At 65.8% G+C, this 19,574-nt stretch carries 10 protein-coding genes; 9 read left to right on the top strand and 1 reads right to left on the bottom strand.

Annotation, left to right across the window (positions count from 1 at the left end):
• The first annotated feature begins 218 nt into the window (after positions 1-218).
• From ASE63_RS25115 to ASE63_RS25080, 8 genes are all read left to right on the top strand, one after another.
• Entirely contained in the window at positions 219-1,766 is a 1,548-nt protein-coding gene (locus ASE63_RS25115) for a phospholipase D family protein (RefSeq protein ID WP_056808222.1), read from the top strand.
• 152 nt (positions 1,767-1,918) lie between these two features.
• Positions 1,919-2,962: an ABC transporter ATP-binding protein gene (locus tag ASE63_RS25110; RefSeq protein WP_056808220.1), complete on the top strand. Its 1,044-nt coding sequence runs from the start codon at positions 1,919-1,921 to the stop codon at positions 2,960-2,962.
• Between the two features lie 54 nt (positions 2,963-3,016).
• Positions 3,017-4,309 carry an ABC transporter substrate-binding protein gene (locus ASE63_RS25105; RefSeq protein WP_056808217.1) on the top strand — a complete coding sequence of 431 codons (1,293 nt, stop codon included), beginning with the start codon at positions 3,017-3,019 and terminating at the stop codon, positions 4,307-4,309.
• A gap of 19 nt (positions 4,310-4,328) precedes the next feature.
• A complete protein-coding gene (locus ASE63_RS25100; protein ID WP_056808215.1) occupies positions 4,329-5,207 on the top strand; it encodes a sugar ABC transporter permease in 879 nt (292 codons plus the stop codon).
• Positions 5,204-6,070: a carbohydrate ABC transporter permease gene (locus ASE63_RS25095; RefSeq protein ID WP_056808214.1), complete on the top strand. Its 867-nt coding sequence runs from the start codon at positions 5,204-5,206 to the stop codon at positions 6,068-6,070. The genes ASE63_RS25100 and ASE63_RS25095 overlap by 4 nt, the downstream gene beginning before the upstream one ends.
• A gap of 18 nt (positions 6,071-6,088) precedes the next feature.
• Entirely contained in the window at positions 6,089-6,931 is an 843-nt protein-coding gene (locus ASE63_RS25090) for an endonuclease/exonuclease/phosphatase family protein (RefSeq protein WP_056808211.1), read from the top strand.
• Positions 6,932-6,952: 21 nt separating this feature from the next.
• A complete protein-coding gene (locus ASE63_RS25085) occupies positions 6,953-7,777 on the top strand; it encodes an inositol monophosphatase family protein (RefSeq protein ID WP_056808209.1) in 825 nt (274 codons plus the stop codon).
• Between the two features lie 424 nt (positions 7,778-8,201).
• Positions 8,202-8,891, top strand: coding sequence for a response regulator transcription factor (locus tag ASE63_RS25080; protein ID WP_056808207.1), 690 nt, complete (start codon positions 8,202-8,204; stop codon positions 8,889-8,891).
• On the opposite strand, the gene ASE63_RS25075 is transcribed toward ASE63_RS25080, so the two are convergent.
• Positions 8,831-10,363 carry an ATP-binding protein gene (locus ASE63_RS25075; protein ID WP_156410602.1) on the bottom strand — a complete coding sequence of 511 codons (1,533 nt, stop codon included), beginning with the start codon at positions 10,361-10,363 and terminating at the stop codon, positions 8,831-8,833. The two genes, ASE63_RS25080 and ASE63_RS25075, sit on opposite strands and share 61 nt — an antisense overlap.
• 202 nt (positions 10,364-10,565) lie before the next feature.
• On the opposite strand from ASE63_RS25075, the gene ASE63_RS28680 reads away from it, so the two are divergent.
• Positions 10,566-19,562 (top strand): peroxidase family protein, encoded by an 8,997-nt coding sequence (locus ASE63_RS28680; protein ID WP_056808202.1) that lies wholly within the window; start codon positions 10,566-10,568, stop codon positions 19,560-19,562.
• The last annotated feature ends 12 nt before the right edge of the window (positions 19,563-19,574 follow it).

Below are 19,574 nucleotides of genomic sequence, written 5' to 3'. Positions count from 1 at the left end.
GCACCGGAAAGCCGGCGACCGCACGGTTGCCAGGGCTTGCCTTGGAGGCATCAACGAGCCGCCATGGCGGCTGTTCCATCCGCAGCACGCGGGCGCGTTCGGTGCGAATCCGCAGGCCATGTCATCGTGAAGCGGTCTGCGCTGTGGAAGAGTGTCGTCGGCGCCGAACGAATGTGCCGGTGGCGGGTTGATGCGGACGGAGTATCCGGCGGTTGGGCATGCCTTTGTTCGAAATCCTCGTCGTCTGTGCGGCTGCGATCGCGATCGCCGGCCTGACCGGCCTGACATCCTACGGAAGCTACGCGCGCCGGGCCCTGGGGGAGAAGTCGACCGCGCTGCCGGTCGCGGACGGCGACACGCTGCTGGACCGCGAGGTCGTGGCGCTGCTGGGCGATCGGCGAGGCGAGACCGGGCTGCAGCTGCTGGCCGACAATCTCCAGGCCTTCGAGCTGCGCGTTCAGCTGGCGCGCTCGGCCGAACGAAGCCTCGACCTGCAGTATTATTACTGGCTCTGGGACCTGACGGGCGACCTGCTGACGCAGGAGATCGTCGCCGCCGCCGATCGCGGCGTCCGCGTCCGCCTGCTGATCGACGACATCAACACCCGCGGCAACGATTCGCGCTATCTCGCGCTGGACGGCCACGCCAACATCGAGACCCGCCTGTTCAACCCCAGCCGCAACCGGGCCAATGGCATCCGGCGCGGGCTCGAACTCGCCTTTCGCGCCTTCAAGACGACGCGGCGCATGCACAACAAGGCCTGGATCGCGGATGGCCGGGTGGCGATCGTCGGCGGACGCAACATCGGCGACGCCTATTTCGATGCGGCGCGGGCCACCAATTTCCATGACATGGACGTTCTGTTCGTCGGCGAGAGCCTGCCCGATGTGCAGTCCATCTTCGACGACTTCTGGAACAGCCCGGTCGCCATCCCGATCGGCGCGCTCAGCCGCCCGCTTGCGCGCAACCTGCCGATCCAGCGCAAGGCGTCGAGGCGCCGCCCGCCAGATGCCGAGCCCTATCTGCAGCGTCTGAGCGGGATTGCCGCGGCTGATGGTATCAGCCGGATCGCCGGGGACTTGCATTGGGCGGAAGAGGTCGAGGTCATCTCGGATCCGCCGGAGAAGGCCCTGGCGGTTGGCCAGCGCAGCTGGCTGGTGCCGCGGATCTACCGGGCGATCAGGGAAGCCCGCGAGGAACTCAGGCTCGTCTCGCCCTATTTCATTCCCGGGAAGAAGGGCGTGCAGGCGCTCGGTCGGCTCACGGCTGGCGGGACCTCGGTCCGCGTTCTGACGAACTCGCTCGCCGCCACGGACGTCGTGGCGGTCCATGGCGCCTATTCCTCCTATCGCAAGCCGCTGCTGCGGGAAGGCGTCGAGCTTTTCGAGTTGCGGCCGAACATCACGCGCGAGAGGCCGTCGCTGTTCGGCTCCAAGGGGGCGAGCCTGCACACCAAGGCGTTCACCGTCGATGGCCGGACCGGCTTCGTCGGATCCTTCAATTTCGATCCGCGCTCGGCCTCCCTGAACACCGAGATGGGCGTTCTGTTCGTCCAGCCGGAGCTCGTCGCCGAGGTGAACGGCATCATCGACGAGCAGACTGCCGCGCAGCATGCGTTCTGCGTGACCCTCACCAAAGGCCGTCTCTCCTGGACCGGGGGAGCCGAGGCCGCGCGAATCGCAGTCCTGGCCGAGCCTTCGGCCAGCATCGGCCGCCGCCTGGCCGCTGCGGCGATCGGGCTGCTCCCGATCGAATCACAGCTCTAGCAGCTGCCCCAGGGCAAGATCGGCGTGCATGCGGCTTTCGGCGCCTCCGGCGGGCCTTGTGCGCCGGTGCGTTTTGGCGTCATGGTCCCGGCACGAGAGGAAAATCATATGCCGGCTCAGCATGGCATTTGGTGCAGCAAGCCGGATAGCGAATGGTCTCTGTCGAGCTGAGTTCCGTTACGAAGAGCTGGGGCGCGGCTGCGGCTGTGGACAAGGTCAGCTTTTCCGTGGAGGGTGGCAAGTTCGTCGCGCTGCTCGGCCCGTCCGGTTGCGGCAAGTCGACGACGCTGCGGCTGATCGCCGGGCTGGAGGAGACCAGCAGCGGTACGATCACCATCGGCGGGCGCGACGTGACCCATGCCGAGCCGTCCAAGCGCGGCATCGCCATGGTCTTCCAGAACTATGCGCTGTTCCCGCATCTCTCCGTCGCCGAGAACATCTCGTTCGGCCTGCAGGTGCGGAAGGTGCCGCGGGCCGAGCGCGACCAACGCGTGACGCGCGCAGCCGAGATACTGGGGCTGAAGGGGCTGCTGGACCGCAAACCCTCGCAGCTCTCCGGCGGGCAGCAGCAGCGTGTCGCGCTGGGGCGTGCGATCGTGGCCGAAGCCCCGGTCTGCCTGATGGACGAGCCGCTTTCCAACCTCGATGCCCAGCTGCGCGTCGAGATGCGCCGGGAACTGCGCGAGCTGCAGCAGCGCCTCGGCATCACGATGATCTACGTCACCCATGACCAGGTCGAGGCCATGACGATGGCGGACCAGGTCGTGCTGATGCGCAACGGCCATATCGAGCAGGATGCGCCGCCGGACGAGCTCTACGAGAACCCGGCGAGCATCTTCGTCGCGCGCTTCGTCGGCACGCCGCCGATGAACGTCGTGCCGCTGCCGGCCGTTCTCGCCGCTGGCGGCGCTTCGCAACTGACGCAGCCTTCGGGGCATGACCCGGCGGGGCTTGCCGTCGGCATCCGTCCGGAGATGACGGAACTCAGCGAGATCGGCATCGCGGCCGATGTCGTGGCAGTCGAATATCTCGGCGCCGACACGCTGATCGAGACGCGGGTGGGCGGCCATGGCTTCATCGTCCGGCGGCCTGGCAAGGTGCGGACGAGGCCCGGCGAAAAGGTCTACATCACACTGTCACAATCGGCACTGCACTGGTTCGACCAGGCGTCCGAGCGCAAAGTGGTTCGGGGTTAAGGCCCGTCACAAGGGTCGGACGCGTAGCCACCTCTCAGGGGAAGGAACAGCAGTATGGACAGGCGTGAATTCATGGGCGGCGCCGCGGCGCTCGCCGGGTCCCTCGCGATGCCGGGCGTCGTTTCGGCGCAGCAGGCCACGGAACTTTCGTTCTTCTATCCGGTCGCCGTTGGCGGGCCGATCACCAAGCTGATCGACACCTATGCCGCCGACTTCCAGAAGGCCAACCCTTCGATCAAGGTGAACCCGATCTATGCGGGCACCTATCAGGAGACGATCGTCAAGGCGCTGACCGCGCATAAGAGCGGTACGCCCCCGGTCACCTCGGTGCTGCTCTCGACCGACATGTTCACGCTGATCGACGAAGAGGCGATCGTGCCCTTCGACGACTTCATCAAGACCGAAGACGACAAGAAGTGGCTCGCCGGCTTCTATCCCGGCTTCATGGAGAACAGCCAGACCGGCGGCAAGACCTGGGGCATCCCGTTCCAGCGCTCGACCATCGTGCTCTACTGGAACAAGGAACTGTTCAAGGAGGCCGGCCTCGACCCCGAGAAGCCGCCGCAGACCTGGGCCGAGCACCTCGAATTCGCGCAGAAGCTGACGAAGCGCGACGCCTCCGGCAACGTCACGCAGTGGGGCACGCAGATCCCGTCCTCGGGCTTCCCCTACTGGCTGTTCCAGGCGCTGACGACCGAGGCCGACGCGATCCTGATGAATCCCGCCGGCGACACGACCTATTACGACAAGCCCGGCGTGGTCGAGGCGCTGCAGTACTGGATCGACCTGTCGCAGAAGCACAAGGTCCATCCGCCCGGCATCGTCGAATGGGGCACCACGCCGCGCGACTTCTTCGAGCGCAAGGTCGCGATGATCTGGACGACCACCGGCAACCTCACCAATATCCGCGCCAATGCGAAATTCCCGTTCGGCGTCGGCATGCTGCCGGCTCACAAGCGCCGGGGATCGCCGACCGGCGGCGGCAATTTCTACATCTCGAAGAAAGCCACCCCGGCCCAGCAACAGGCGGCGTTCCAGTTCATCAAGTGGATCACCCAGCCCGAGCGCGCGGCCCAGTGGTCGATCGACACCGGCTATGTCGGCGTCAGCAAGGCGGCCTACGAGACCGAGGCGATGAAGAAATACGTCGTCGAGTTCCCGCCGGCGGCGGTCGCGCGCGACCAGCTCGAATTCGCTGTGGCCGAGCTCTCGACCCATGAGAACCAGCGCGTCACCAAGGCGCTGAACGACGGGCTGCAGGCCGCGCTGACCGGCACGAAGCCGGCGCAGAAGGCGATGGAGGACGCGCAGGCCGAGGCCGAGCGCATCCTGAAGCCCTATCGCTGAGCGCCGGACAGGCCCGGGGATGAACAACCGCGCGACCGCCACTGTCCATGGCTGGCTGCTTTTGCTGCCGGCCATGGCCTGCCTTGCGATCTTCACGCATTGGCCGGCGGTCGCGAGCTTCATCGACAGCTTCTACTCGACACCGAGGGCGCGCCGCCCGGCGCGCTTCATCGGCCTCGACAACTACCATCAGCTCCTCGCCGACCCGATCTTCTGGAAGGCGATGTCGAACAACCTCTGGTTCGCGATCGGCACGATCCCGGCGTCTATCGCGCTCGCGCTGCTGATGGCGGTCTGGGTCAACGACAAAATCGTCGGGCGGACCTGGGTCCGGATGGCGTTCTTCACGCCGACCATCCTGCCGATGATCGCGGTGGCCAATATCTGGCTGTTCTTCTTCACCCCGCAATATGGGCTGCTGGAGCAGATCGTCGGCTTTTTCGGCGGGCGCAGCACCAACTGGCTCGGCTCGCAGGACACGGCGCTCTACGCCATCACGGTCGTGGCGGTGTGGAAGGAGGCCGGGTTCTTCATGATCTTCTATCTCGCCGCGCTGCAGGCCCTGCCGCCGAGCCTCGGCGAAGCGGCGTCGATCGAGGGCGCGTCGCGCTGGACCTATTTTCGGCGCATCCAGTTCCCGCTGCTGATGCCGACGACGCTGTTCGTGCTGATCAACGCGGTGATCAACGCCTTCCGCATGATCGACCACATCTTCGTCATGACGCGCGGCGGACCCGATAATGCGACGACGCTCCTGCTCTACTACATCTACCAGGTCGGCTTCAGCTTCTGGGACACGGCCTATGCCGCGACGCTGACCTGCGTCCTGCTGGTGCTGCTGGCCCTCGTTGCCTTCCTCCAATACGGCTTCCTCGAGCGCAGGACGCATTATCGATGAGCGCCCCCGCAGCGCAGCCGGTCGTGTCCTCGCACCGCGCCGACCCTTACGCTCCGAAAGGCCTGTCGCTGACGCTGGAGTCGATCGGCGCGATCCTGCTCGCCGTTCTCTGGGTGCTGCCGCTCGCCTATGCGGTCTGGGCCGCGATCCATCCGGCGGAATACACGACGCGCTTCGACCTGACCGCGCCGCTGACGCTGGACAACTTCACGCGCGCCTGGGCGGCGGCGCCCTTTGCGCGCTATTTCCTCAACACCTTCATTCTCGTCACGATGATCCTCGCCTTCCAGCTCGTGCTGGGCACGCTCGCCGCCTATGCGCTGGCGCGGCAGGATTTCTGGGGTCGCGATATCGCCTTCGCGCTGATCCTGGCGCAGCTGATGATCATGCCCGACGCGCTGATCGTCGAAAACTACCGGACGCTCGCAAAGGTCGGGCTGATCGACACGATCCCTGCGATCGCGCTGCCCTATATCGCCTCGGCCTTCGGCATCTTCCTGCTGCGGCAGACCTTCAAGACCGTGCCGAAGGAGCTCGACGACGCCGCCCGCGTCGAGGGCGCGAGCCCGCTGCAGGTGCTGATGAGGGTCTATGTCCCGCTCGCGAAGCCGACCTACATCGCCTACGGGCTGGTCTCGGTGAGCTATCACTGGAACAACTTCCTCTGGCCGTTGCTCGTGACGAACTCGGTTGAGTCGCGGCCGCTGACGGTCGGCCTGCAGGTGTTCTCCTCGAGCGACCAGGGCATCGACTGGGCGGTGATCTGCGCGGCGACGCTGATGACCTCGGCGCCGCTGCTCGTCGGCTTCCTGCTGTTCCAGCGCCAGTTCGTGCAGAGCTTCATGCGCGCGGGCATCAAATAAGGTCGGGCGGTTGCGCCGATGAAGCTGATAACCTGGAACATCCAGTGGGCGCGCGGGACGGACGACATCGTCGATCCGCGCCGTATCATCGCCCACGCCCGCGCGATGGCGGATTTCGACGTACTCTGCCTGCAGGAGGTCGCCTCGAACTTCGCCGACCTCGACGGCAACGACGCGACCGACCAGTTCGCGCTCTTTTCCGAGCTGCTGCCGGGCTTCGCCGCGATCGAGGGGATCGGCGTCGATGTCGATGATGGCCAAGGCGGGCGCAAGCGCTTCGGCAACCTGATCCTGAGCCGCTATCCGGTCGCGCAGGCGCTGCGTCACCTCCTGCCCTGGGAGGCGGCCTCGACGCGCAACATGCCGAGGGTGCTGGTCGAGGCGGTCGTTTCGGCACCGTTCGGCCCGGTGCGGGTGATGACGACGCATCTGGAGTACTCCTCGCCCGTACTGCGCGCGGCGCAGGTCGAGGGCATCCGCGAGGCGCATCGCATGGCGGCGGCGCGCGCCCGCATGCCGCGCGCCGCCGGGCCGCACACCTATGCGCCTACGCCCAGCACGGCGAGCGCGGTGCTGACCGGCGATTTCAACATGCGGCCGGACGATCCGTCACTGGCGCGGCTCAAGGCGCCGTTTGACGACGGGACGCCGCCGCTGGTCGATCTCTGGCCGGCGCTGATGGGCGAGGCGCCGCCACCGCCCACCGCCTTCATCGTCGACCAGACCTATGGCCCGCCGGGCTGTCTCGACTATGTGCTGGCGACGCCCGATCTCGCGGCCCGTGCCCGCAGCATCGTTTGCGATGTCGATACCCGCGCCTCTGACCATCAGCCCATCCTGGTCGCGTTCGATGCCGGCTGATCCGGCCGTGGCGGCCGGACGATGATCTTCTCTCGTCATGACCACGACAGGCTGGCCGGCATCCTCGTCGAGGCGGCGCGGCGGGAGATCATGCCGCGCTTCCGCAAGCTCGCGAGAGGCGATGTCCGCGAGAAGGCCTCTCCCGGGGATCTCGTGACGGAGGCAGACGAGGCGGCGGAGCGCTTCATCTGCGCCGAGCTCGCGCGCGCCTTCCCCGGCGCCGCCCTCGTCGGAGAGGAAGCGGCGACGCGCGATCCGGCGCTGCTCGACAGATTGGCGGAGGCCGAACTCGCCTTCGTGATCGACCCGATCGACGGGACGCTGAACTATGCCTCCGACCTGCCGCTGTTCGCGGTGATGGCGGCTGCCGTGGTCAGGGGCGAGACCGTGGCGGCCGTGATCCACGATCCGGTCCTCGGCGACAGCGCGCTGGCACTGCGCGGGGAGGGCGCCTGGCTCGCCGGAGGTGGCGGCAGGACGCGGGAGCTGCGCGTGGGAACGGCGCCGGCGCCGGCCCGGATGAGCGGCATGGCGAGCTGGCAGTATTTCCCCGAGCCTCAGCGCCAGGCCCTGCCAAGCCGCTTTCCGTCCTTCGCCCAGGTCGCGTCGCTGCGCTGCTGCGGGCAGGAATATCGCCTCGCGGCGGCGGGGCGTTGCGATTTCCTGCTCTACGGCGCGCTGAACCCCTGGGACCATGCGCCCGGCGCGCTGCTCTACAGCGAGGCCGGCGGCCATGCGCGGCTGCTCGACGGCAGCTTCTATCGCGCCGGTAGGCCCGCCACCGGGTTTTTGTGTACGCCCGACGCGGATAGCTGGCGAGAGGTGAGGGCGCTGCTTCTGCCTTGACCCGAGGTTCGATATCTTTCGTCTGGCCGGTTCGCACAGTCAAAAGATGCTCGATCCAAATGGCCTGAAGCAGGGGCTTCGTGCCGTTACCACATGGATTTCATTTCTCAGCTCGAAGGCCATTCGCTCGGAAGAGACCGGATCGAGACAGTCTAATTCCGTTTCTGTGCCAAGACTTGCATTGACGGATTAAGTTATTGAGTTCGCCGGACGCGGCAGACATGACCGCAATATCAGTGACACGGCGTGCGCCAAACTCTCGCAATGACGCAGTGTCCCGCCATCGCGCCGTGCCGTAAGCCGCCATTACCGCGTCGCATGGCCATCTTAATACAGAGTTCACTATCTTGTTTACAGCGCTTCCTAACTAGGCAAGCGTAAGGTGCGGCAGAGACGTGCGACAGAAGACCAAGGGAGTGAGTTGATGGCCCACACCGCAATCGCGATTGTCGACGACCATCCGCTACTGATGGAGGGGGTAGCGGCGGTTCTCGCACGCAGGCCCGGTCTGACCGTCGTTGGAACCGGTAGTTGCGCAGCCGATATCCTGGCTCTCGCGACGGGTCATAATCTCGATGCCATGGTCGTCGACCTGAATATGCCGGGAGACACGTTCCAAGCGATCAGGGACCTGCGCGCGGCCGTGCCGCGCGTGCGCATCATCGTCTTCACCGCATCGACCAGCACGGAACACGCCATCCGCGCGCTCGATGCCGGCGCCGGCGCCTATGTGCTGAAGGGAAGCTCCGCCGCCGACCTCACCGAGGCGATCGAGGCGACAGGGCGCGGCGAAATCTACATCACGCCGTCTTTTGCGGCGAAGGTGATCTCGGCGCTGCAGGGCAAGGCTCTCGAGAAGCGCAATGCCGAGGCTGCGCGATTGAGCGTCCGCGAGGAGCAGATCGTCCGCCTGTTGCTCTGCGGCAAGCAGAACCGCGAGATCGCCCGCGAACTCGCTCTCAGCGAGAAGACGGTGAAGAGCTACATGACCAACCTGATGACAAAGCTGCATGCCCGCAACCGGCTCGAGGTCGTCATCGCGGCGCAGAAGCTTCAGGTCGTGCCGTCCAAGGGGCCGTCGGCGGATTGGGCGGGCCTGCCGGATTCCGTCTGAGGCTGGATCGGAATCTGGGCGACGACTTCCGTCCCGCCAGCCTGGTCGCGAATGATCGACAGGGTGCCGCGCAGCGCCTGCACGCGCGCCTCCATCCCCCGCAGGCCCAGTGAGGGGGTCTGCGCAATCGTCGAGCGGGGCCGCGGGGGCCCGCCGCCGTTGCTGATCGAGATCGTCGCCATGCCGTTGACGACCCTGACCCGCACCATCTGACCCGCGCCGCCGGCATGCTTGTAGGCGTTGGTCAGCGCTTCCTGAATGATCCGGTAGGCGCAAACCTTGACTGCGTCGGAGACATCGTGCGGCAGCGCACCAAGGTCGAGGCGGACCGATGTCGCAGTCTGCTGCTGGTGGCGCGTGGTCACGAGCCGGATGGTTTCCTCGAACGAGACGTCCTTGAGCTCAGGCAGGACGAGCCCGGTTGAAAGGTTGCGCAGGTCGCTGAGCGTCATCTGGATCAGTTTTTCCAGTTCGCGTCGTTCGCTGGCGGTGCGGCCGTCTGCCGATACCGGCACATCCGGCAGCTTCAGCATGAGAAGGCTGAGCATCTGGATCGGCCCGTCATGGAGGTCGGCGCCGATATGGGCGAGGTGGTTCTCATTGAGCACCGCCGCTTTCAGGCGAGCCCTGTCGGCTGCGCGGCGGAGAGAATTGTTGCGTTTCGCCAATGCGGCGGCGCGCGCCAGATTGCTCTCGAGCAGGCTTTGCTGGGCCGTGATGATGCGGCTCGCGCGCTTCACCGTGACGAAGAGCAGCAGGCTGATGATCAGCGCGACGTTGATGATCAGGAACCAGGTCCCGTATTTTATCCGCCGGATCTCGGTTTCGAGGGCGCGGCTGAATTCGTAGAATTCGCCGATGGCGATGACTTCGCGTGTTCCCAGCTTGTACATCGGCGCGTAGATCTCAAGCAGGGTCGTGGGTACGGGGCTGTGTTGCCCCTTGTCGTCGAATTCGACATCGACGGCGACCTGCCCGCTCTTCACGCTCTGCAGCAAGGCGGACGACAGCTTCTCGGTGTTCTTGGAGGCTCCGGTGCTGAAGAGCAGGTCGCCATCCGTGCTCCAGATCTTGATCATGGCGACCCGGCTGCCCAGGCGCGTGTCGGCGATGAGGGCCGCGATGGCGGTGCGCTGGCGTTCCGACAGCCCGGCCGAGGTGACGAGGCCTTCCAGATGGGGCGCGAGGATCGCCTCGAGATAGACGGCGCCGGTCTCGGCCATGCCCTGGAGCCAGCCTTGACGGACCTGCTTCTCGATCCAGTACCCCAAGGTCAGCATCGACAGGCCAACCGACAGCGCCGCCGCGACCAGGAAACGGCGCTCCAGGCTCAGCCTGGTCCAGCGCGCTGCGAGCCGCTTGAGCCACGCAGTCGACTTTGGTCGGTATCCCCCCTCGCCGAAAGTCTCGGGCGAGGCACCGGCTTCCGGCCCAGATGTTCGGGGGACCTTTCCATCTACCGGCTCTTTCATCGGCAGCGCACTCTGCTGATTAACAAATCGTTACCGTAGCCGTCCGGTCGGCAGGGGCAAAGCTCCGCTCGCGCCGCGACGCAGCGGTATCTAACGAAAATGCGCGGGGCTACCAGGAAATACCTAGCCATCATCTGATCTTGCCGCACGAAATGAAGATTTCGTGAACGCTAAGACATGTTCTGCTTCATGGAGAATATCTATGTTCAAATTGGTACAGCATGATCTCGAGTTCGTCCTGAAGCAGATCAAGATCGGCGAAGCACATGCCAATGGTGCCTTGCTGACCGAAATTCGCGTCAACCCGGCAGGAGAAATCATCACCGACCCGACGCAGTATAACGCTGGCGTCTTTATCGGCGATCAGAGCTGGGCTCGCGCCATTCCCGATCCGAAGACGCCCTTCGGTATCCGCACGGTCGACGGCAGCTACAACAACCTGGTGCCAGGCCGCGAGTTCTGGGGCGCTTCGGGCCAGCCGATGCCGCGGATGTTCGAGGGCGGCTTCATCAACGAAGGCAACGACAGCTGGACCGTCGACTTCGACGGGCCGATGGGGCCGGGAGAACCGGTGACGCTGACCGATAATTACGGCGGCCAGGGCAACGTCGCCGATCGCGACCCACGCCTGATCTCCAACCTGATCGTCGACATGAGCGCCAGCAATCCGGCGGCGCTCATCGCGGCACTGACCTATGCCGGGTCCGAGAATCCGCAGGCTGATCTGGCCGCGCTGCTGGCCCTGCGCATCACGCCCGCAGAGGCGACCGCAGCCGTCACCGCCGCCCAGACGGCCCTGGCCACGGCCGAACAGGCCCTGGCCGACGCGATTGATGCCTATAACACGGCACCGTCCGCCACGACGATCAACGGCATCCAGGATGCAGCCGAGGACGTCACCACGGCCGAAACGGCCCTGACCGCGGCCGAGGCGCTGGTTGCTTCTCCGGCCGGAGCCTTCATGGCCAAGGCGGAGGAACTCGGGCTGCAGTTCGACTCGCGCGGCTCGCTGCTGATTCCGAACGTTGCGCCGGATGAAGGGCTGTCGGCGCCCTTCAACTCCTGGATGACCTTCTTCGGCCAGTTCTTCGATCACGGCCTCGACCTGATCACCAAGGGCGGCAACGGCACGATCTACATGCCGCTGAACAACGATGACCCGCTGGTGAAGGGCGCCGACGGCGTCTTCGGCACTGCGGACGACCTGCCGGCGCAGCTGCGCTTCATGGCGCTGACCCGCTCGACGGAGTTCCTGCAGCCGGACGGCACGCTGACGCAGCAGAACGTCACCACCTCCTGGGTCGACCAGAACCAGACCTATACCTCGAACGCCTCGCATCAGGTCTTCCTGCGCGAATACAAGGCCGACCCGGTCACCGGCCGGCCGGTCGCGACCGGTTCGCTGCTCGACGGCACCGGTCCCGCTGGCCAGAAGAACGGCCTGCCGACCTGGGCCGACGTCAAGGCACAGGCCAAGAACGTGCTCGGCATCGAACTGACGGATGCCGATGTCGGCCATGTGCCGGTGCTGCGCACCGATCCCTATGGTGAGTTCATCCGCGGGCCGAACGGCCTGCCCCAGATCCTGGCCGGCGTCGCCGCCGACGGCACGCCGATCTATATCGAAGGCAGCCTGACCAGCCCGATCAAGCCCTCGGCGATCCAGTTGCCGGTCGGTACCGTGCTGATGGGCGGCAACGTCATCGAGGCCGGCGAGACGGTCTCGGCCGTGCGCACGGCCAATGCCTTCCTCGACGACATCGCCAACGCCGCACAGCAGGTCAACAGCCGCGGGCAGGTCCTGGCGGCGGACCCGGACAGCGCCGTCGGCCTGTCGGGGCCGGGCTTCTACGACAACGAACTGCTCGACGCGCATTTCATCACCGGCGACGGGCGCGGCAACGAGAATATCGGCCTCACCGCGGTCCACCACATCTTCCACTCGGAGCATAATCGCCAGGTCGAAGCCCAAAAGCTGACGATCCTGCGCAGCGGCGACCTCGCCTTCATCAACGAGTGGCTGAGCACCGACCTCACCGCCATCAACCCGGCGTTCGCGGGTATGACGGCTCTGCAGCAGACCGCCTATGCCGCCACGCTGAACTGGGACGGCGAGCGTCTCTTCCAGGCCGGCCGCTTCGCCACCGAGATGCAGTACCAGCATCTTGTCTTCGAGGAGTTCGCCCGCAAGATCCAGCCGGCGATCGATCCCTTCGTGTTCAACTCGGTCACCGACATCGATCCGTCGATCTTCGCCGAGTTCGCCAATGTCGTGTACCGCTTCGGCCATTCGATGCTGACGGACTCGATGCCGCGTGTCTTCCTCGACACGAACGGCAACATCACGAGCACCGACGATCAGGGTCTGATCGCGACCTTCCTCAACCCGCTCGCCTTCGACCAGAACGGCACGCTGACCGCCGAACAGGCCGCCGGCGCCATCGTCCGCGGCATGACGGTCGAGCGCGGCAACGAGATCGACGAATTCGTCACCGGCGCTCTGCGCAACAATCTGCTGGGCATTCCGCTCGACCTCGCGGCGATCAACATCGCCCGTGGCCGCGACACCGGCATGCCGTCTCTCAACGAGGCGCGCGCGCAGCTCTATGCCGCGACGAGCTCGACCTTCCTCAAACCCTATGAGAGCTGGACGGAGTTCGCGGCGAACCTGAAGAACCCGATGTCGGTGGTGAACTTCATCGCCGCCTACGGCACGCACAATTCGATCGAGGCCGAAACGACGATCGCCGGCAAGCGGGCCGCCGCGACCGCGCTCGTCCTCAACCAGACGGTGACCGTCACCATCGACGGCGTGGCCCGCACCTTCGCGCCTCCGACCGATCGCGTCGCCTATCTGAACAGCAATGGCTGGACCGACACCAACGGCAGCACCGAAACGGGCCTCAACAACATCGACCTCTGGATCGGCGGTCTGGCCGAAAAGAAGATGCCGTTCGGCGGCTTCCTCGGCTCGACCTTCAATGCCGTGTTCGAGGCGCAGCTCGAGAACCTGCAGGATGGCGACCGCTTCTACTACCTGACCCGCACCCAGGGCCTGAACGCGCTCAACGAGTTGGAGCAGAACTCCTTCTCGAAGCTGATCATGGCCAATACCGACATCACCCAGCCCGGGCCTGATGGCATCCGGGGCACGGCGGACGATATCATATCGCGCCATATCGGCGTCGATGCCTTCGCCAATTACGACTTCGTCTTCGAAGTCGATCGGACCAAGCAGGCCGACTACAACGGTAGCACAACGCCGGGCGTCGATCCCATCGGCAACGACCCGGTGCTGGAGGCGCTCGGCCTCGGCAAGGTGATCCGCGACGATCCGAATACGCCCGGCGCGGACGCCAACTATTTCCGCACCTTCGGCGGCGAGCATGTGGTGGTCGGCGGCACGAACGGCGACGACACGATCATCACCGATTTCGGTGACGACGCGATCTGGGGCGATGCCGGCAATGACCGCATCGAGTCGGGCGCCGGCGTCGATCTCGTCAATGGCGGTGCCGGCGACGACATCATCACCGACTCCGGCGACACCGGCGACTTCCTCAAGGGCGAGGAGGGCAACGACGTCATCGCGAACTCGAACGGCCTCGACATCCTGATGGGCGGCGACGGCCAGGACGTGATCTTCGTCGGCGTCGACGACACCGAGGTGTTCGGCGGCGCGGGCAACGACTTCATCCTCGGCGGCGACGGCGTCGACATGCTGATGGGCAACGAGGGCGACGACTGGATCGAAGGCGGGGGCGGCTTCGACACCACGGCCGGCGACAATTCGGAGCTGTTCTTCAACTCGACGATCCTTGGCCACGACGTGATGTTCGCCGGCTCCGAGGAGCATGATTTCGACGCCGAATCCGGCGACGACATCATGGTCCAGGGCGAAAGCGTCATGCGCAACGAGGGCATGCTCGGCTTCGACTGGGCGATCCACAAGGGCAATGCCGAGGCAGCGGATTCCGACCTGCTGACGCCGATCTTCACCACCGACGCGCAGGACATCCTGCGGGATCGCTTCGACGCGGTGGAGGCGCTCTCCGGCTGGGACAAGAACGACAAGCTCTCCGGCGACAATCGCGGCGACGTCACCGCTGCGGAGGTCGAGGCCAATCCGGCGCTTGCAGGCGCCGAGAACACCATGGCCGGCCATGAACTGACTCATGGCGGCGTCGACCGCATCAACGGCCTGCGCGCCCTGCTCGCCGAACTTGCCCGGCCGACCACCGCCGGCGCTTTCGAGGGCGGCGTCGCCTTCCGGGACGGCAACATCCTGCTTGGCGGTGCCGGCAACGACACCATCGAGGGCCGCGGCGGCAACGACATCATCGACGGCGATGCCTGGCTGAACGTGCGGATCAGCATCCGCGCGGTTGGCTCGCAGACCGAGATCGCCACGATCGACAGCCTGAAGCACACCTTCCAGGCCGGAACCGGAATTCCGACGACCTGGGTCGGCAAGACGCTCTCCGAACTGATGATCGCGCGGGTCATCGTGCCGCTGCAGCTCAACATCGTCCGTGAGGTCCTGACCGACGACGGCGACGGTGACACCGACACGGCGGTCTACTGGGACGCGCTCGACGCCTACTCTTTCGCCTCGGGCGAGGACTCGATCCTCGTCTCGCATACCGGCTTCGACGAGGCCAACCGGCCGGTCGGGACGAACATCGTCTCCGATGGCACGGACATGATCCGCAACATCGAGAAACTGCACTTCGCCGACCGCGGTAACAACGGGCCGGGTACCATCCTGAACGTCATCGAGGGGACCGCTGCATCGGAGACGATCAACGGGACCGTCGGGGCCGACCTGATCGCCGGCTATCGCGGCAACGACACGCTTAACGGGGCCGGCGGCAACGACTTCCTGCTGGGCGGCGAGGGCGCCGACATCCTCAACGGCGGCGAGGGCAACGACTATCTCGCCGGCGGGAAGGGCGAGGAGGGCGTGACCTATGCCGACAATTTCGACACCGCCTCGAGCGGAAACTCGACAGGCACGGCCGATTGGGGGCCGGACTGGATCGAAAGCAACGACAGCGGCGGCGTCAACGCCGGGCAGATCCGCATCGATGCGAACAACAACAATGCGCTGCAGTTCGTGGGCGGCAATGGCGCTGCCTTCAACGGCGCGCAGATCCAGCGGGTGGTCAATCTCACGGGAGCGACCGCTGCGACCCTGAGCTACTCGGCCGGTTCCGTCAGCCTCGAGGCCGGCGAGTCGGTGCAGGTCTTCTTCGCGGCGAACGGGGCCGATTTCGTCCTGCTCAACACCATCACCGGCGCTACAGCCAACCAGATCTACACGCATCAGCTTGCGGGTACGCTCGGGGCCAACGGGGTGATCCGTTTCGTCGTCAGCGCGCTTAACGAGGCCAACGATGTCGTGACTATCGACAATCTCTCGGTCGAGGCCACGATCCCCGGCATGAATGCCGGCACCGACCAGCTCAACGGCGGCAACGGCAACGACACCTATTCCGTCGCGATCGGCGATGGCAACGCCGTCATCCAGGAGTCCAGCGGCACCGACCGGATCGTCGTCACCGCGCAGGCCCTGACGAGCCTCAACGCCTTCGAGAACGGTGGCGGTGACCTCGTGCTGCAGCTCAACGGGCAGCAGGTCACGGTGACCGACCACTTCTCCAACGGCAACGAGGCGGTCGAGGCGATCAACCTGGATAATGCCACCTATCAGGGATACGCCTTCGCCGACGACTATGCGCTCAGCACCGATGGCGGCAATACGCGGGAAGCGGCTGTCGGCATCAACACGCTGCTGGCGGGCTCGACCGGCAACAACACGCTGATCGGCAATACCGGGGACGACCTGCTCTTCGGCCATGACGGTACCGACACGCTCGATGGCGGCCTCGGTGCGGACCTGATGGTCGGCGGCGCCGGCAACGACACCTACACCGTCGACGATGCCGGCGACGTGGTCGTGGAAGCGGCCGGCGGCGGCACCGACACGGTGCAGACGACGCTGGCGGCCTATACGCTCGGTGCCGAGCTCGAGAACCTGACCTATACCGGGGCGGGCACCTTCGCCGGTACCGGCAACGAACTCGCCAACCGGATCGTGGGCGGCGCCGGCGTCGATACGCTGAGCGGGCTCGGCGGCAACGACACCTATGTCGTCACTGCCGGCGACATCATCGTCGAGGCTGCCGGCGGCGGCACCGACACCGTGGAGTCCGCCGCCAGCTACACGCTCGGCGCCGAGCTCGAGAACCTCGCTTTGACCGGCACCGCCGTCACCGGCACCGGCAACGGGGGCGACAACCTCATCACCGGCAATGCGGCGGCCAACCAGCTCTTCGGCGCCGGCGGCAACGACACGATCAACGGCGGTGACGGGGCCGACCTGATCGATGGCGGCATCGGCAACGACACGCTGCATGGCGGCGCCGGCAATGATACCGACATCCTGATCGGTGGCGAGGGCAACGACACGATCCACCTCGCCACCATCGGCGGCATCACCAATGACGGCAACGACATCGTCCGCTACACGGCGGCGAATTTCGGCAACGACGCCATCAACGGCTTTGACGCCAATGCCACCGGCGGCCAGGACCAAATCGACCTCAGCGCGCTCGGCATCACCGCGGACAATTTCGCGACGCGGGTGACGATTTCGGCGGCAGGCAACAATACGCTGGTCACCGTTCGCGATGCCAGCCTGGCGGTGATCGGCACGATCACGCTGAACGGCGTGGCCAGCCAGAACGTGACGGCCGCCGACTTCCTGCTCGCGGCCGGCGCTCCTGCGGTCACGATCAACGGCACCAACGCGGCCCAGACGATCTCCGGGACGGGGAATGCCGAGACGATCAACGCGCTCGGCGGCAACGACACCGTCAATGCGCTGGGCGGGAACGACATCGTCAATGGCGGCGAGGGGGCCGATACGCTGAATGGCGGCGACGGCAACGACACGCTGAGCGGCGGCGCCGGCATCGCCAACGGCACCTATGTCGATGAATTCACCACTGCGGCGTACAACAACAACATCGGAACGCTGAACTTCGCCGGCAACTGGACCGAGACCGGCGACAATGGCTCGGCCACCAGCGGCGACATTCTGATCACCGGCGGCCGCCTGACCTTCGCCGCCGGCACCGACAACAACGACCGGATCGAGCGTGCGATCAACCTGACCGGAGCGACTGCCCCGACGCTGACCTTCGACTATCAGAGCATCGGCCTGGATGCCGGCGAGACGGTGACGGTCCAGGCACTCCTCGGCACCACCAACACCTGGCAGACCTTGGGAACGGTGCTCGGTGGCACCGCCACCAGCAATTTCTCGGAGGCGCTGAACCCGGCGCATACTGCCATCCGCTTCGTCTCGCAGGGCGGCTTCGAGACGGGCGAGAGCTTCCACATCGACAATCTGGTCGTGTCGCTCGGGCCGAACAGCGGAATCGACGTGGTCAATGGCGACGCCGGCGACGACACGATCATCTGGAACGCCAATGCGACGGGTCCGACCGATGGCCGCGACCGCGTCAATGGCGGAACGGAGGGGACGGCCGGCGACACCTTCGTGATCAACGGCAATGGCGAGGTGGAAGAGTTCCGCATCTACACCAGGGCGGCGGCGGTCGCCGCCGGCATGACCGGCCTCGCCGCCAACAGCGAGATCGTCATCACCCGGAACGGCACCAACAACGCTTCGATCATTGCCGAGCTCTCCGAGATCGAGGAGATCAGGATCAACGGCATCGACCCCTCCGGGACCGGGGCGGCCGGCGGAGACATGATCCAGATCATCGGCGACTTCTCGCAGACCAGCCTGCGGCCGAACACGATCACGATCGATGGCGGCTCGGGCGACGACACGGTCGATATCTCCTCGCTGAACTCCGCGCACCGGATCGTCTTCCGCTCGAACGGCGGCAACGACACCATCATCGGTGCCCTGAGGCCGCAGGACGTGATCGAGCTGCCCGACGGCGCCTCGGCCGCTGACTACCAGAGCACCACCGACGATGACGGCGTGACCACCATGACCAATGGTACGCATTCGGTGACCTTCAGGGCTCCCGACGGCGCGCCGCAGATCGGCGATGGCGACGACGACGAAGACGATGACGACGATCACGGCCATGGTCACGACGACGATGACGAGGATGATGACGACGATCATGGTCACGGCGATGACGATGATGACGACGATGACCACGGCCATGACGACGACGACGACGATCATGCCTGCGGCTGCGACGACGACGATGACGAGACCGGCACGCCGGCTCCGACACCCTCGGGCAGCGGCAACCTCCGCGTCGGCACGGCTTCTGCGGATGTCCTGCTCGGCACGAGCGGTGACGACAACATCATCGGGCTGGCCGGTGACGACGTCCTGATCGGCGATGGCGGCGACGATGCGATCTCCGCCGGCGACGGCGCCGACTTCATCGATGCCGGTGCGGGCCACGACGTGGTCAATGGCGGTGACGGCGGCGACCATATCTTCGCCGGTGGCGGCAATGACCTGGTGTTCGGCGATGCCGGGGCCGATCGGATCTTCGGCGAGGCTGGCGACGACGTCATCAATGCCGGGGCGGGCGACGACACGGTGTTCGGCGGCGCGGGCCATGACCTGTTCATCGCCCAGGTCGGAGACGGGAACGACACCTATCACGGTGACGATCTCGGCGGCGGCGGAGGCGGCGACACGCTCGACCTCTCGGCGATCACCGCCAATCTCACCGTCGATCTCGGAAACGGCCTCCTCGGGCGTGGCAGCGCAGTAAGCAGCCAGAGCGGAAACGACACGCTGTGGAGCATCGAGCATGTCGCCACCGGCTCCGGCGACGACGTGATCACCGCGAGCCGTGCGGTGAACGTGATGGAGGGCGGCGCCGGCGAGGACATCTTCCGCTTCCCCGATATCGAGAGCGCGGATGGCGACACCATCCTCGACTTCGAGGCCGGGGACCGGCTCGACCTCGCCGGCATCGATGCCGATGCGGCGGTGGCGGGTAACCAGAGCTTCACGCTGGTGGCCGGCCCTGCCTTCACCGCCTCGGCTCAGCTGATGGTGTCCTACGAGACGCGCGACGGCGCCGACTACACCATCGTCAAGGGCAATGTCGGGGGCAGCGCGGAGGAGGATTTCCGCATCGAGCTCAAGGGTAGCCACAACCTGACCGGCACCAACTTCACGCTCTGAGCATAGCTGGAG

Origin of the sequence: Allobosea sp. Root381 (genome assembly GCF_001429395.1) — a bacterium.
Taxonomy (GTDB): Bacteria; Pseudomonadota; Alphaproteobacteria; order Rhizobiales; family Beijerinckiaceae; genus Allobosea.
This window is presented reverse-complemented; position numbering and strand designations above follow the sequence as displayed.

Coding starts and splice junctions, on each gene's coding strand:
- ASE63_RS25090 (WP_056808211.1), top strand. CDS start 6,089: ATGAAGCTGATAACCTGGAACATCCAGTGGGCGCGCGGGACGGACGAC.
- ASE63_RS25100 (WP_056808215.1), top strand. CDS start 4,329: ATGAACAACCGCGCGACCGCCACTGTCCATGGCTGGCTGCTTTTGCTG.
- ASE63_RS25115 (WP_056808222.1), top strand. CDS start 219: ATGCCTTTGTTCGAAATCCTCGTCGTCTGTGCGGCTGCGATCGCGATC.
- ASE63_RS25105 (WP_056808217.1), top strand. CDS start 3,017: ATGGACAGGCGTGAATTCATGGGCGGCGCCGCGGCGCTCGCCGGGTCC.
- ASE63_RS28680 (WP_056808202.1), top strand. CDS start 10,566: ATGTTCAAATTGGTACAGCATGATCTCGAGTTCGTCCTGAAGCAGATC.
- ASE63_RS25075 (WP_156410602.1), bottom strand. CDS start 10,363: ATGAAAGAGCCGGTAGATGGAAAGGTCCCCCGAACATCTGGGCCGGAA.
- ASE63_RS25085 (WP_056808209.1), top strand. CDS start 6,953: ATGATCTTCTCTCGTCATGACCACGACAGGCTGGCCGGCATCCTCGTC.
- ASE63_RS25110 (WP_056808220.1), top strand. CDS start 1,919: ATGGTCTCTGTCGAGCTGAGTTCCGTTACGAAGAGCTGGGGCGCGGCT.
- ASE63_RS25080 (WP_056808207.1), top strand. CDS start 8,202: ATGGCCCACACCGCAATCGCGATTGTCGACGACCATCCGCTACTGATG.
- ASE63_RS25095 (WP_056808214.1), top strand. CDS start 5,204: ATGAGCGCCCCCGCAGCGCAGCCGGTCGTGTCCTCGCACCGCGCCGAC.